The organism is Candidatus Symbiopectobacterium sp. NZEC151 (genome assembly GCF_025962655.1).
GTDB lineage: Bacteria > Pseudomonadota > Gammaproteobacteria > Enterobacterales > Enterobacteriaceae > Symbiopectobacterium.
Genome location: NZ_JAGFPE010000002.1, coordinates 392,232 through 406,739 on the forward strand (window position 1 = coordinate 392,232; position 14,508 = coordinate 406,739).

Sequence of the window (14,508 nt, forward strand, 5' to 3'; positions counted from 1 at the left end):
ACCTCACATAGAGACGACGTGTTTGTCGTTACACTACCATGTCTTACCAATGTTAAACTGGAACTGCTCCGACTTGTCTCCGTCAATTTTCTTGACCGGCTGGGCGTAGGAGAACACCAATGGCCCAAGCGGGGACATCCACTGCACGGCAAGACCGGTCGATACGCGGATATTGCCCGGCTCGCTGTAGTCTGGAATATTATACTGTCTTGTTTGAGCGGTGTTTTTCCAGTTGGTATCCCATACCGTACCGGCATCCACAAACAACGAGGTACGCAGCGAACTGGCATACTTATCGCTGGCAAACGGCGTCGGCAGAATCAGTTCCGCACTGGCGACCGCCATAGCGTTACCGCCCACCGCATCATCAGACTTCCTCAGGGCACAATCTGAATAAGACGTTTGCCCGCTACAATTATAGTATGCAGCCTTAGGACCAATGGTATTCGACTGGAAGCCGCGTACCGTGCTGGAGCCGCCGGCATAGAAGTTGTCGTAGAACGGCACATCTTTGCTGCCAATACCGTCCGCATAACCGGCACGCGCACGGCCCATCAACACCCAGTGGTGGTTTTCACTCAACGGCAAGTAGGTCGCTGAATCGAAGGTCAGCTTGTAGTATTCGTTGTCGGAACCCGGCACCGTCACCTTGGCGTTGAAGCTGGCACGGCTCCCTTCCGTCGGGAAGAAGCCACGGTCCAGACTATTGTAGACCCATCCGGCGTTAAGGAAGAAATCATTGGCTTTGAAATCAGCGCTGGAGTGGTCATTGCCCGTTACCGTTCCAGGGTTTACTCCGACCGAGTTCAGATAACGCCACATCGCCACCTGCGGTGCCATATCTGACACATCGTTATGCACGTAGTCCAGACCCAGACGCAATGAGTTGTTCTCATTGATCGGGAAACCTAACGTCGTGCCTACGCCATAGCTGCGGTTGGTATAGTCAGAAAGTTCAGCATCGTAGGCTTTAAAGTCGTTATAGAAGATACGACCACCGAGGCTGACACCATCCACGGTAAAGTAGGGGTTGGTCATCGACAGCTCGACATAGGTCTGGTAGCTGTTTTTGGTCCCGCTGATGCCCACCGAGTTACCGGTGCCCAGCCAGTTGTCTTGCTGAACCCCTGCCTGGAAGCTGACACCACTTTCCGTACCGAAGCCGACACCGAAGTTCAAGGTACCGGTATTACGCTCTTTCACCTTGTAGGTGACATCCACCTGATCGGCGGTGCCCGGCACGCGCTGGGTTTCTACGTCAACGCTTTCAAAGTAGCCGAGACGGTTGAGACGTTCTTTGCCCTGCTCAACCAAGTCGTTGCCCAACCACGCCCCTTCCATCTGGCGCATTTCGCGGCGCAGTACGGAATCTTTGGAGGTATCGTTACCCTCGAAGCGCACACGGCGCACCGAGAAGCGGTTACCGGCATCGACGTTGATATTGAGCTTGACGGTTTTATCCCCGTCGCTGATTTCAGGCTGTGTCACCACACGTGGATAAGCGTAGCCATAACGGCCCAGCAGCTTTTTGATATCCTCTTCCATGCGGGTCACTTTGGCGCCGTTATACAGCTCGCCCGGATTCACTTTCGTCAGCCCTTCAATCTCGGCTGAGTGGCCCGCCAGATTACCGCGCACCGCCACACCGGACAGCTTGTACTGATCGCCTTCCGTGATGTTGATGGTAATGTAGATGCCCTTTTTGTCGGGCGTCAGGCTCACCTGAGTGGAATCAATCGTGAAACGCGCGTAGCCGCGATCGAGATAGAAGCTGCGCAACGTCTCCAGATCGCCGGAGAGTTTCTGTTTCTGATATTTACGATCGCCCATGACGTTCCACCACGGCACGTCATCGCGCAGTTGGAATTGGGCAATCAATTCATCAGAGGTGAAGGCTTTGTTACCAACAATGTTGATCTGCTGGATCTGCGCGGAAACCCCTTCGGTAAACACCAGTTTGAGGTCAACACGATTGCGCGGTAGCGGTGTCACCACCGCCTTTACAGAGGCGCTGTATTTACCGACGCTGTAGTAGAAATCCTCCAGCCCCTTCTCGATAGAAGAGAGTGTGGTGCGGTCTAACGCTTCGCCGACACGCACGCTGGACGCTTCCATGTTTTCTTTCAGCATCTCATCCTTGACCGCTTTATTGCCGGAGAATGTGATGCTGGCGATGGTGGGCCGTTCTTTCACCTGCACAATCAAGGTTTCACCGTCACGCAGTACCCGGACATCCTCGAAGTTTCCGGTCGTGAACAGAGCACGGATGGTATTCCCGATATCGTCATCACTGACGGTATCACCCACACGGACAGGCATGCTGAGTAGTGCCGCACCGACAGCAACACGCTGCAAGCCCTCGAAATGAATATCCTTCACCACGAATCCGTCTGCACCGTATACGGTGGCGCTGCTGAACAGCAGCGACGCTATGAGCAACTTTTTCATCGCCATCGTTGTTATGCGTTTTTCCTAACCTACTCCCCCGCCTACAGGCGAGAGAAATCATTAAAAAGTGCGAGCCCCATTAACAGCATCAACACCACCGTGCCGATACGATAACAAAAGTCCTGCACACGCTCAGAAACCGGCCTGCCTTTCAGTTTTTCAACCAGCAGAAAGAGCAGGTGTCCACCATCCAAAACCGGTAGCGGGAACAAATTGATAATGCCCAGATTTACACTGATCAATGCCAAAAACATCAGGTAGTAAATCAGCCCATAGTCGGCCGACATCCCGGCCCCCTGAGCGATAGAGATTGGCCCGCTCAGGTTGTTGAGCTTAACATCGCCTGTTATCAGTTTTCCCAGCATACTGACGGTTAACCGCATCAGTTGCCAGGTTTTATCCGCAGCTTGATAAATCGCACTAAACGGTCCGTATTGCCGCACCGTCCGGTACTCCTCGGGCAGCGGGATGACTTTTGGCACCACCCCGGCAAACCCTTCCACCCTGCCACCGGTCGTTTTGCTGTCCGGCGTCAAGATTAGAGAGCGAGTCTCACCATTTCGTTCAATGTCCAGCGCAATATCTGCATCCGGCTTGTCACGCACCGTACTGGCAAACAGCGACCAGCGCGTCAGCGGTTGCCCATCGACTTTAACGATCCTGTCCCCGACTTGCAAACCGGCTTTTTGCGCCGCCGACCCATCCTGCACCTGTGTCAGCACCGCATCGATTTGCGGCATGCGCGGCACCATACCCAATGAGGAAGCGGGATCCTGCTTTTCAGGATTGAACTGCCAGTCACGCAAATCCAGCGTCTTACGCACTACGGAAGAAGAGCCAAGCGGAGCCACATCAAGCGTGACCTCGTTATCGCCAATCTTGCCGATCAGCGTTAAACGCGCCGTGTCCCAGTCAGGCGTTTCGATACCATCTACCGCTTTTAGTTCCATACCCGGCGACATTTGCGCCACAGCGGCAATCGAGTTGGGCACTATTTCGCCAACCACGGGCCGTACACCCGGCACGCCAATAATAAACACCAGCCAGTAGGCGGCAATCGCAAACAAGAAATTGGCAATCGGACCCGCACTGACGATGGCAGCGCGCTGCCACACGGTTTTACGGTTAAAAGAGAGATGATGCTGTTCCGGCGAGACGGTATCTACGCGCTCGTCGAGCATTTTGACATAGCCACCCAGCGGGATTAAGGCAATGACAAACTCTGTCCCCCGCCGATCGCGCCAACGCCATAGCGCCTTGCCAAATCCGACAGAAAAACGCTCAACCTTAACCCCACAGCGACGAGCAACCCAGAAGTGGCCAAATTCATGCACCGTGATCAATACACCCAGTGCAACAACAAATGCAGCCAAACTCCAAAGGACATTCATCATCTGTCAGGTCATCCTAAACCGTTTTAAACACTAAAAACATCAGGCAGGCAAATACCGGGATCGCCGCCGTCAGGCTATCGATGCGGTCAAGCACGCCACCATGTCCGGGAATCAGGTGGCTGCTGTCTTTAATACCGGCTTCCCGTTTGAACATGCTTTCTGTCAAATCGCCCAGCACGGATGCCAGCGCCGCAATCACCGAACAGATGAGCAGCGTAAAAGGCGCAACGCCCAAAGGCGCATAAACGCTAAACAGCAGGGAGATAATCGCGGACGTGGCTAAGCCACCGATAAAGCCCTCCCAGGTTTTACCCGGAGACACTTTGGGTGCCAGTTTATGCTTGCCAAACAGTTTACCAAACATGTACGCACCGCTGTCTGCGCCCCACACCAGCAACATCACGTAGAGCAACCACCAGGCACCGAAGAAGGGATCGCTATCATAATGGTGCTGGCGCAACGCCACCATGCCCCAGAAGAAAGGCACGATGGTCAATACGCCAAACAGCAGACGCAGCGTTTTCGAGTTGCGCCAAAATCCCGCAGAACCGGGGTAGGAGAGCACCAGCAGCAGTGCGGCACACCACCACACCAGTGATACCCAGAGCGAAACGCGGATAGGCAGCAGATGGACTGAATAGTGATAATTGGGCAGTGATAGCGTCATCAATGCCAGCAGTGCGCCGCACATAAAGGCAAGAGACAAGCGCTGGGCAGAGGAGCCTAACCCGGCGAATTGACCCCACTCCCAGGCGGCCAACATGCAAACGCCAAGCGTTACCAGAGCAAATCCCTTCGGTGGCAGCATAAACAGTGCCGCAATCACCAATGGGATTAAAATCAAGGCAGTTATCAATCGATACTTCAGCACACCTTCCCCCTATGATGCGTCAGCATCGGAAGGTGCAGTTCCACCGAAGCGCCGTTCACGTTGCGCAAATGCATTCATCGCACCTTCAAAATCGTGTTCATCGAAATCAGGCCAAAGGACATCGGTAAAGTAAAGCTCAGCGTAAGCAATCTGCCACAGCAAAAAATTACTGATGCGGTGTTCTCCCCCCGTCCTGATGACCAAATCGACCGGCGTGTGATCGCTCAAACACAGGGTGTGGGATAAGGTATCTTCATCGATCGTATCCGGGCGGAGCGTGCCTTCCTGCACCTGCTCAGCCAATTGTCTGACGCCCTGAATGATATCCCAACGTCCGCCATAATTCGCGGCAATATTCAGTATTAACCCTGGATTATTTTTTGTCAGTGCTTCGGAGCGGCGAATGCGCTCTTGTAAACGCGGACTGAAACGGCTGATATCACCGATGATACGCAACTGAACGCCGTGTTTATGCAGGCTTTTGACCTCACTGTCCAGCGCCCGAACAAACAGTTCCATCAGCGCTTTCACTTCTTGCGCCGGACGGTTCCAGTTTTCGCTACTAAAGGCATATAAGGTCAAGGCATCCAGCCGATGGCTTACCGCAAAGCTCACAGCACGCCGCACCGCTTTCACACCAGCCTGATGGCCAAAAACGCGCAGCTTGCCACGGTTTTTCGCCCAACGGCCATTACCATCCATGATGATGGCGACATGCCTTGGCCCGCTTTCGGGTGGCGTAGTGGGTGTTTGTTGATTATCCGACGGCATAACGCGAACTTAATATCCTCAAGTAAGAAAACAATCCATCCCTAACATCAGACCCGTTAGCACAAAAAAGCCGTGAACGAGCACGGCTGTCCGTCTTTCGCCAGTGTTTTCGCACTGACCTCGACGCGAATGGCGCAGACTATATCACCTTGATCCCACATGAACAAATTGTGCCGTGACGATCGCGTCAGCAAGCGCACATTGTCAGTGGAAAGCGCGTAACGCCTGCCGGCCTTTCTCGCGAGCCCAACGGTCAATGGCCAGGACATCGTCAACGGACTCTGGCTCGGCGCAGGAAAGCTGTGCCAGCACGCGCTGATTCAACGACGCGATATCGGTAAAGCGAATCTCACCGTGCAAAAAGGCGTCAACGGCAATTTCATTGGCCCCATTAAGCGCGGTTGTTGCCGCCTGGCCCTGATTACAGGCATCGATCGCCAACTGCAAGCAGGGATAACGCGTCATGTCCGGCTCGCTGAACGTGAGTGGACCAAGACGCATAAAATCCAGCGGTGCCACGTCAGATACAACCCGCTGCGGATAGGCCATTGCATGAGCAATCGGCGTACGCATATCCGGTGTACCAAGTTGAGCCAAGACGCTGCCATCCCGATAGCGCACCATGGAGTGAATAACCGACTGCGGATGGATGATGATCTCCATCTGTGCCGCTGACGCGTTAAACAACCAGCGCGCCTCGATATACTCCAGCCCTTTGTTCATCATGGTGGCAGAATCAACGGAAATCTTGCGACCCATGGACCAGTTTGGATGAGCACAGGCCTGATCGGGCGTCATCGCCGCCAATGCACCAAGCGGTGTTTCACGAAAGGGGCCACCCGAACCGGTCAGGACAATACGTTCCACCCCATGTTCCGTTAATGAAGCGTAACCCAATTGGCGTTGAATGTGCTCAGGTAAACTCTGAAAAATGGCGTTGTGTTCACTGTCTATCGGCAGCAGTTGCGCACCATATTGTGCAACAGCGTTCATAAACAATCGGCCACAGGTGACCAAAGACTCTTTGTTCGCCAACAGCACTTGCTTACCGGCCTTGATGGCCGCGAGCGTTGGCAGTAATCCTGCTGCACCGACGATGGCCGCCATCACCTGATCGACGCCATCCAGCGCAGCCAACTCACACGCAGCCTGCTCACCCGCCAGCACTTCGGTACGGCAGCCTGCGGCCATCAGCCGTGCACGTAACTGTGTTGCAGCCTGAGGATCGGACAGGGAGGCATAGGCAGGTTGGAATTGCAGGCATTGCGCCAGCATCACATCAACGTTACGCCCCGCTGCCAGGGCAGTGACGGCGAATTTATCCGGATTGGCTTTCACTACAGCCAGCGTACTAACGCCAATCGAACCGGTTGAACCGAGGATCGTCAGTTGCTTCATGAAATTGCTCTAAAAAATAAAGCGCCGCCAGTAATGATGCTGGCTGGCGCTTTTATACCCGTCATACTTCACGTTGCAGATGCGTTGGCTGCGCTCACTCACCCGAATCACTTACCTGAGTAAGCTCATCGGAATTCGCTCACTTGCCGCATGACGAGACTCATCAATGAGTCTCGCCCTAAAGGGCCAGCGCAAGCGCTGTTCAAAACGTTAACGTTTTGTCCTGCAACGCGAATTATTTAGGGTATACATTGGAAGCCGATTAAAACTCCATCAGCTCATTTTCTTTTTCTGTCAGCGCGACATCAACTTTCTTGATATAGGCGTCAGTCAGTTTTTGCACGTCATCTTGCGCACGACGCTCTTCATCTTCACTGATCGCTTTATCTTTCAACAGCGCTTTCAGCTTGTCGTTCGCATCGCGGCGCACGTTACGCACGGAGATACGCCCTTGTTCCGCTTCACCGCGCACCACTTTGGTCAAATCTTTGCGGCGCTCTTCCGTCAGCGGAGGCAACGGCACACGGATTACCGCGCCCGCAGAGGACGGGTTTAACCCCAGATCGGAGGCCATGATCGCTTTCTCAACGGCCGGGCCCAACGAGCGGTCAAACACGGTAATCGCCAGAGTACGCGTGTCTTCAACCACAACGTTCGCCAACTGACGCAGCGGCGTGGCAGAACCGTAATATTCTACCTGGATGCCGTCCAGCAGGCTCGGTGAAGCGCGGCCAGTACGAACTCTGCTAATTTGGTGCTTAAACGCTTCTACACATTTTTCCATGCGTGTATCAGCATCTTTTCTGATGTCATTAATCACGTTGCGGACCCTTGAATACTGGTTGCCAGACAGGTTATTGCCCTGCGCTTTATCATGAAACCAACGCGCATGATAAAAGCAGACAGGGATGCATACAGCAAACCCGGTAAATCATTGATGCTTGCGCCGGGGTGCCGACGCAGCGCGTTATCTATCGGTATTACGAAAATAAGGCAGTACTACCACGATCAGGATAGTACCTTATTTTTCAGTACACCCGTTATTACTTCGTGATCAAGGTGCCTTCTTTTTCACCCATGACCACACGGCGCAATGCACCGGGTTTGTTCATGTTGAACACGCGGATCGGCAGATTATGATCGCGAGCCAGCGTAAAGGCGGCCAAATCCATCACTTTCAGTTCCCGTTCGAGAACGTCCTGATAGGTTAGCGACTCATGCAGCGTCGCAGTGGGATCTTTCACCGGATCGGCTGAGAAAACGCCATCCACTTTGGTGGCTTTCAGCACCACGTCAGCTTCAATCTCGATACCGCGCAGACAAGCGGCAGAATCGGTGGTGAAGAAGGGGTTGCCGGTACCGGCGGAGAAAATCACCACGCGGTTATTACGCAGCAGGCTGATAGCCTCGGCCCAGCTGTAATTGTCGCACACGCCGTTGAGCGGAATGGCGGACATCAAGCGCGCGTTGACATAGGCACGGTGCAGCGCATCGCGCATTGCCAGGCCGTTCATGACGGTGGCCAACATCCCCATGTGATCGCCCACCACGCGATTCATACCGGCCTGTGCCAGACCGGCACCGCGGAACAGGTTGCCACCACCGATAACGACGCCGACCTGAATGCCCAGCTCAACCAGTTCTTTAATTTCCTGAGCCATGCGATCCAGAATGCTCGCATCAATACCAAAACCTTCGGCTCCTTGTAATGCTTCGCCACTGAGCTTAAGCAGGATACGTTGATATACGGGTTTTGCGTTGGTTGCCATGGTGTTGTTGTCCTAACGGGCTATCATCATAATGGGAATGTGATTACTGTCACGCCTTAGTGCTTCATACCGCGCGCGTCATTAAACCGACGCAGAAATGCGCAGTGGCAGTAAAACGTGTTGAAAATTTTGTGAAGTATGACGGGTATAAAAAGGAACCGCCAACTGGCGGCTCCTTTTTTTGCATCTTAAGACTGCTTGCTCATCGCGGCGACTTCAGCAGCGAAGTCAACTTCCGCTTTCTCAATGCCTTCACCCACTTCGAAACGGATGAAGCTGATGACGTCAGCTTTGTGCTCTTTCAGCAGATCGCCAACGGTTTTGTTGGGATCCATCACGAAGTGTTGACCGGTCAGAGAGATTTCGCCGGTGAATTTACGCATACGGCCTTCGACCATTTTTTCTGCGATTTCACGCGGTTTGCCAGATTGCATGGCAATGTCCAACTGGATCTGGTGCTCACGCGCAACCACATCCGCCGGAACGTCTTCTGCTTTCACATATTCAGGTTTGCTGGCAGCAATGTGCATGGCAACGTGCTTAACCAGCTCGTCGTCAGCGCCGGTAGCGGCAACCAGTACGCCAATACGCGCGCCGTGCAGGTAAGCACCCAGCACGTCACCTTCCTGAATAGCGATACGGCGAATATTGATGTTTTCACCAATTTTCGCAACCAGCGTAGTACGCTGTTCTTCGAATTTCGCTTTCAGAACGTCAACGTCAGTGATGCGTTCGTTCAGCGCAGCCGTTGCAACTTCTTCACCGAAAGCTTTGAAGCCAGCATCTTTAGCAACGAAGTCAGTTTCGCAGTTCAGCTCAACGATAACGCCATATTTGCCGTCAGCCGCGATCTTGGTCAGAATCACACCTTCAGCAGCAACACGGCCTGCTTTTTTCGCAGCTTTAGCCTGGCCAGACTTACGCATGTTATCGATAGCAAGTTCGATATCACCGTTAGCTTCAACCAGCGCTTTTTTGCATTCCATCATGCCAGCGCCAGTACGCTCGCGCAGTTCTTTTACCAGGGCAGCGGTAATTTCAGCCATTATCTTTTCCTCGGTTATCTCGTGGGAGATAAGTAAAAGGGGGCCTATTAAGGCCCCCTAACCAACATATTCAATACCTGGTTAATAAGGGCTCGACGGAGCCAGTCTTATTATTCAGCTTCTACCAAGCCTTCTTCCGCTTGAACGGCCAGATCTTGAGAACGGCCTTCACGGACAGCGGTAGCAACAGCGCTCAGGTACAGGGTTACTGCACGGATGGCGTCGTCGTTGCCAGGGATGATGAAGTCAACGCCATCCGGATCGGAGTTGGTATCAACGATGGAAAATACCGGGATACCCAGATTGTTTGCTTCTTTGATGGCGATGTGTTCATGATCTGCATCGACCACGAACAGCGCATCTGGCAGGCCGCCCATATCCTTGATACCACCCAGGCTGTTTTCCAGCTTGTCCAGTTCACGGGTACGCATCAGAGCTTCTTTTTTGGTCAGCTTGTCGAAGGTGCCGTCTTGAGATTGGATTTCCAGATCTTTCAAACGCTTAATGGACTGACGAACGGTTTTCCAGTTGGTCAGCATACCACCCAACCAGCGATGGTTCACGAAGAACTGGTCGCAGTTGTTTGCAGCATCTTTTACCGCTTCGCTTGCAGCGCGTTTCGTACCAACGAACAGGATTTTGCCTTTGCGAGAAGAGATTTTGCTCAGCTCAGCCAGTGCATCGTTGAACATCGGAACGGTTTTTTCAAGGTTGATGATGTGAACTTTGTTACGTGCACCAAAAATGAAGGGTTTCATTTTCGGGTTCCAGTAACGGGTCTGGTGACCGAAGTGTACGCCAGCCTTGAGCATATCGCGCATGGAAACAGTTGCCATGATTACCTCTATAAATTGAGTATGGGGTTAAGCCTCCACATGTCCCATTACACCGACCCTCCAGCCACGTCATAAGACAGTAACCTTCGAGCACCCCGGTGAACGTGTCGACATGTGTGTGTTATTTACACATATGAGTTTAGTGAATTCCGCTGAACCTGTTAGCCAGACCCAGTCAGATCACCGGCGCGCTTTATACCATAAAGTCGCTACAGACACCAACTTTTGTTGCACCCTTTACCCGATTTTCTCCTGACACACCGCCATTGAATCCAAATGGGGATTTGGCACCATCGGTCAGGGCTGATAACATAAGTGGTTAGTGAGTAACCTTAAATTCGTCGACTGCTTCGACACCTGCGGACAATTTTGCATGGCTATATCAATAAAAACCCCTGAAGACATCGAAAAAATGCGCGTCGCTGGCCGCCTGGCGGCGGAAGTGCTGGAAATCATCGAACCGTTTGTGGTTCCCGGTGTCAGCACTGGCGAGCTGGATCGCATCTGCCACGACCATATCACCAATAAGCAGCAGGCCATTTCTGCCAGCCTTGGTTATCACGGCTTCCCGAAATCGGTGTGTATCTCTATCAACGAAGTGGTGTGCCACGGCATTCCCAGCGATGAGCGTCTGCTGAAAGACGGTGATATCGTCAATATCGACGTCACGGTCATCAAGGACGGCTTCCACGGTGACACCTCCAAGATGTTCATCGCCGGTACCCCCACCATTCTGGGCGAACGTCTGTGCCGCATCACACAGGAAAGCCTCTATCTGGCGCTGAAAATGGTCAAACCGGGCATCCGGCTGCGCGCCTTGGGTAAAGCCATCCAGATATTCGCGGAAAGCAACGATTTCTCCGTGGTGCGTGAATATTGCGGCCACGGCATTGGTCGCGGTTTCCATGAAGAGCCTCAGGTGCTGCATTACGATGCCGATGACGGCGGCGTAGTGCTGCAAGCGGGCATGGCATTCACCATTGAGCCGATGCTTAACGCCGGTGATTTCCGCATCCGCACCATGAAAGACGGTTGGACGGTAAAAACCAAAGATCGCAGCTTGTCGGCGCAATACGAGCATACTATTGTGGTAACCGAAAACGGTTGCGAAATTATGACGCTGAGGAAAGACGACACCATCCCCAACATCATTTCGCACCCGGCATAATGGTGCGCCAGCCCGACGGGTTATCTTTCGGCGGCGGCCAGGGATATCGTTAACAGGGCTGGCGTCTCTTTTGTGGCGTTTGCCAGGCAACGCTTAAGGGCTGTGAATTTATGAATGACAACAACGCTTTTCACTCCGCCGACCTGTTCACCGCTGACATACAGCCCCCCGCCTCCCCGTTAACCTACAGCGATAGCGAATTGGATTGCTCAGCGCTAAAACTCTCTATGGAGCGTTTTCAGGCGTGGCTGAACGCTGAGTTTCGCGCCGGGGTAGCTGCCGAAACGCTGATTACCGCCAGAACCTTTTTTATCGACCATCTGCTGCAACGCCTGTGGACGTTTTACGGTTTCGAGTCCGCCGCACAAACGGCGCTGGTGGCCGTTGGCGGATACGGGCGCGGTGAATTGCACCCGCTGTCGGATATTGATGTGCTGGTGCTCAGCGGTCAGTCGCTCAGCGCCCACCAATCTCAGCAAGTGGGCGCGTTTATTACGCTGCTGTGGGACCTCAAGCTTGAAGTCGGCCATAGCGTGCGCACGCTGGATGAGTGCCTGCAAGAGGGCAGAGCGGATATTTCCGTGGCGACAAACCTCATCGAATCACGCTTGATCTGCGGCGATGTGGCGCTGTTTCTCTCCTTACAAAAACAGATTTTTAGCGAAGATTTTTGGCCCTCCGCCGCCTTTTTCCCGGCCAAAATTATCGAGCAGCAAGAGCGGCATCAGCGTTACCACAGCACCAGCTACAATCTCGAACCGGATATAAAAAGTAGTCCCGGCGGGCTGCGCGATATCCACACCCTGCTCTGGGTTGCCCGACGTCATTTTGGTGCTACCTCGCTCAACGAAATGGTCGGTTTTGGTTTTCTCACCGAAGCCGAGCGCAACGAGCTCAATGAATGCCAGAGCTTCCTGTGGCGCATTCGCTTTGCCTTGCACCTGATCCTGACGCGTTATGACAACCGCCTGCTGTTTGACCGCCAGCTCAACGTGGCACAGCTGCTGAATTACCGTGGCGAGGGTAATGCACCGGTTGAGCACATGATGAAAGATTTCTATCGCGCGACGCGCCGCGTCAGCGAGCTTAATCATATGCTGCTGCAACTGTTCGATGAGGCCATCCTGGCGCTGGATGCCAGTGAAAAGCCGCGCGCGATAGATGACGAATTCCAACTGCGTGGCAACCTGATCGACCTGCGTGATGAAACCCTGTTCATGCACAAGCCGGAAGCCATTATGCGCATGTTTAGCACCATGGTGCGCAACGGTGAGATTATCGGCATCTACTCCACCACGCTGCGCCAGTTACGCCATGCGCGTCGCCATCTGGCCCAACCGTTGTGCACCATTCCCGAAGCACGGCACCTTTTTATGGCTATTCTGCGCCATCCACACGCGGTAAACCGTGCCCTGCTGCCGATGCATCGTCATAGCGTGTTGGAAGCGTATACGCCACTGTGGAGCAATATCGTCGGGCAGATGCAGTTCGATCTGTTTCATGCCTATACCGTAGATGAGCATACGCTGCGCGTGCTGCTCAAACTGGAAAGCTTCGCCGACGAAGAGACGCGCGCGCAGCATCCGCTGTGCGTGGAGTTGTATCCGCGTCTGCCGCAGCCGGAGTTGCTGCTGCTTGCCGCCCTGTTTCATGACATCGCCAAAGGGCGCGGCGGCGATCACTCGGAACTGGGGGCGCAAGATGTGCTTGAGTTTGCCGCGCTGCACCAGCTCAATTCACGCGAGGCGCAACTGGTTTCCTGGCTGGTGCGCTGCCACCTGTTGATGTCAGTTACCGCACAACGTCGCGACATTCAGGACCCGGCGGTTATCCAGCAATTCGCCGCTGAAATGAAAAGCGAAACCCGCCTGCGCTATCTGGTGAGTCTCACGGTGGCCGATATCTGTGCGACCAACGAAACCTTGTGGAACAGTTGGAAACAGAGCCTGTTGCGCGAACTCTATTTCGCCACTGAGAAACAGTTGCGCCGCGGGATGCAAAACACGCCCGATGTGCGCGATCGCGTGCGCCATCATCGCCTTCAGGCCTTGGCGTTGCTGCGCATGGACAATATCGATGAAGAAGCGCTGCACCCTATCTGGAGCCGTTGCCGCGCGGATTATTTTCTGCGTCATTCGCCAAATCAGCTTGCCTGGCATGCTCGCCATCTGGTTGAGCACGATTTGCATCAGCCGTTGGTGCTTATCAGCCATCAGGCCAGCCGCGGTGGCACAGAAATTTTCATCTGGAGCCCAGACCGCCCTTACCTGTTCGCCGCCGTAGCGGGCGAACTCGATCGTCGTAACCTGAGCGTACATGATGCGCAAATTTTCACCAGCCGCGATGGCATGGCGATGGATACCTTTATCGTATTGGAGCCCGATGGCAGCCCGGTCGCCCCGGATCGCCACGAATTTATTCGTCAGGCGTTGGTTCAGGCGCTCACGCAACGCGATTACCAACATCCTCGCCCGCGCCGCGCCTCCTCCAAATTGCGCCATTTCAGCGTACCCACGGAAATCACCTTCCTGCCGACGCACACGGACAGACGCAGCTACATGGAGTTGAGCGCACTCGATCAACCGGGTCTGCTGGCACGCCTGGGTAAAGTGTTCGCCGATCTCAACGTGTCGTTACACGGCGCGCGCATTTCCACGATTGGCGAGCGGGTAGAAGACCTTTTTATCCTTGCAGACAAAGACAGACGCGCATTATCTCCGGAATTGCGCCTTATCTTGCAACAACGGTTGACAGAAGCCCTCGACCCAAACGATAAAGTAACCCTGAATTAATTATTGACTGACAGC

Annotated in this window: 11 protein-coding genes; 2 read left to right on the plus strand and 9 right to left on the minus strand. The window is 53.8% G+C overall.

Annotated elements, in window-relative coordinates:
* Positions 1 to 33 precede the first annotated feature (33 nt).
* The 9 genes from bamA to rpsB form a co-directional block, all read right to left on the minus strand.
* Positions 34 to 2,454: an outer membrane protein assembly factor BamA gene (gene bamA, locus J5067_RS09835; protein WP_264651011.1), complete on the minus strand. Its 2,421-nt coding sequence runs from the start codon at positions 2,452 to 2,454 to the stop codon at positions 34 to 36.
* A 35-nt stretch (positions 2,455 to 2,489) separates the two neighbouring features.
* Positions 2,490 to 3,842, minus strand: coding sequence for a sigma E protease regulator RseP (gene rseP, locus J5067_RS09840; protein ID WP_264644820.1), 1,353 nt, complete (start codon positions 3,840 to 3,842; stop codon positions 2,490 to 2,492).
* 13 nt (positions 3,843 to 3,855) lie between these two features.
* Positions 3,856 to 4,713: a phosphatidate cytidylyltransferase gene (gene cdsA, locus J5067_RS09845; protein WP_264644819.1), complete on the minus strand. Its 858-nt coding sequence runs from the start codon at positions 4,711 to 4,713 to the stop codon at positions 3,856 to 3,858.
* Positions 4,714 to 4,722: 9 nt separating this feature from the next.
* Positions 4,723 to 5,484, minus strand: coding sequence for a (2E,6E)-farnesyl-diphosphate-specific ditrans,polycis-undecaprenyl-diphosphate synthase (gene ispU, locus J5067_RS09850; RefSeq protein ID WP_264644818.1), 762 nt, complete (start codon positions 5,482 to 5,484; stop codon positions 4,723 to 4,725).
* A gap of 204 nt (positions 5,485 to 5,688) precedes the next feature.
* Complete coding sequence (ispC, locus tag J5067_RS09855) at positions 5,689 to 6,882, minus strand: 1-deoxy-D-xylulose-5-phosphate reductoisomerase (protein ID WP_264644817.1); 1,194 nt, start codon at positions 6,880 to 6,882, stop codon at positions 5,689 to 5,691.
* Between the two features lie 262 nt (positions 6,883 to 7,144).
* A complete protein-coding gene (gene frr / locus J5067_RS09860; protein ID WP_264644816.1) occupies positions 7,145 to 7,702 on the minus strand; it encodes a ribosome recycling factor in 558 nt (185 codons plus the stop codon).
* A 223-nt stretch (positions 7,703 to 7,925) separates the two neighbouring features.
* Positions 7,926 to 8,651 (minus strand): UMP kinase, encoded by a 726-nt coding sequence (gene pyrH, locus J5067_RS09865; protein ID WP_264644815.1) that lies wholly within the window; start codon positions 8,649 to 8,651, stop codon positions 7,926 to 7,928.
* A 188-nt stretch (positions 8,652 to 8,839) separates the two neighbouring features.
* A complete protein-coding gene (tsf, locus tag J5067_RS09870) occupies positions 8,840 to 9,697 on the minus strand; it encodes a translation elongation factor Ts (RefSeq protein ID WP_264651012.1) in 858 nt (285 codons plus the stop codon).
* A gap of 110 nt (positions 9,698 to 9,807) precedes the next feature.
* Positions 9,808 to 10,533, minus strand: a complete 726-nt coding sequence (gene rpsB, locus J5067_RS09875) for a 30S ribosomal protein S2 (RefSeq protein WP_264644813.1) — start codon at positions 10,531 to 10,533, stop codon at positions 9,808 to 9,810.
* Between the two features lie 373 nt (positions 10,534 to 10,906).
* Here rpsB and map point away from each other — a divergent pair, with 373 nt between their 5' ends.
* Positions 10,907 to 11,701 (plus strand): type I methionyl aminopeptidase, encoded by a 795-nt coding sequence (gene map / locus J5067_RS09880; protein WP_264651013.1) that lies wholly within the window; start codon positions 10,907 to 10,909, stop codon positions 11,699 to 11,701.
* 110 nt (positions 11,702 to 11,811) lie between these two features.
* Positions 11,812 to 14,493 (plus strand): bifunctional uridylyltransferase/uridylyl-removing protein GlnD, encoded by a 2,682-nt coding sequence (gene glnD, locus J5067_RS09885; RefSeq protein WP_264644811.1) that lies wholly within the window; start codon positions 11,812 to 11,814, stop codon positions 14,491 to 14,493.
* Positions 14,494 to 14,508 lie beyond the last annotated feature (15 nt).

Coding starts and splice junctions, on each gene's coding strand:
- map (WP_264651013.1), top strand. CDS start 10,907: ATGGCTATATCAATAAAAACCCCTGAAGACATCGAAAAAATGCGCGTC.
- bamA (WP_264651011.1), bottom strand. CDS start 2,454: ATGGCGATGAAAAAGTTGCTCATAGCGTCGCTGCTGTTCAGCAGCGCC.
- glnD (WP_264644811.1), top strand. CDS start 11,812: ATGAATGACAACAACGCTTTTCACTCCGCCGACCTGTTCACCGCTGAC.
- rseP (WP_264644820.1), bottom strand. CDS start 3,842: ATGATGAATGTCCTTTGGAGTTTGGCTGCATTTGTTGTTGCACTGGGT.
- tsf (WP_264651012.1), bottom strand. CDS start 9,697: ATGGCTGAAATTACCGCTGCCCTGGTAAAAGAACTGCGCGAGCGTACT.
- pyrH (WP_264644815.1), bottom strand. CDS start 8,651: ATGGCAACCAACGCAAAACCCGTATATCAACGTATCCTGCTTAAGCTC.
- ispC (WP_264644817.1), bottom strand. CDS start 6,882: ATGAAGCAACTGACGATCCTCGGTTCAACCGGTTCGATTGGCGTTAGT.
- ispU (WP_264644818.1), bottom strand. CDS start 5,484: ATGCCGTCGGATAATCAACAAACACCCACTACGCCACCCGAAAGCGGG.
- rpsB (WP_264644813.1), bottom strand. CDS start 10,533: ATGGCAACTGTTTCCATGCGCGATATGCTCAAGGCTGGCGTACACTTC.